The organism is Paenibacillus sp. MMO-58 (genome assembly GCF_037146255.1).
GTDB lineage: Bacteria > Bacillota > Bacilli > Paenibacillales > Paenibacillaceae > Pristimantibacillus.
Map to the genome: position 1 here is coordinate 1 of NZ_JBBCVY010000047.1, position 304 is coordinate 304.

1 rRNA gene is annotated in these 304 nt (G+C 50.3%); it reads left to right on the forward strand.

Features of this window, described 5'->3' with window-relative positions:
• Positions 1–203: 203 nt before the first annotated feature.
• A 5S ribosomal RNA gene (gene rrf, locus WFJ73_RS33255) occupies positions 204–304 on the forward strand; the annotation flags it as partial.

Consider the following 304-nt stretch of genomic DNA (forward strand, 5'->3'; position numbering starts at 1 on the left):
ATCACCTCCTTTCTAAGGAAATACCCGATCACGATGATGATCGGATAGGAAGCTTAGCTTCCAAACTACAGGCAGTAGTCGCAGCTCGTTGTCAGTTTTGAAAGAGCAATTGGATTGCCCCAAAAAGTGAAGATAAGCTTTGCAGCTGATTCCGATTACTTTCCGGGGACCCCAAAAACCTTTCAATTGAATAAAGTCATCCGTTTGGTGGCGATGGCGGAGGGGAACCACGCGTTCCCATACCGAACACGACCGTTAAGCCCTCCAGCGCCGATGGTACTTGGACCGCAGGGTCCTGGGAGAG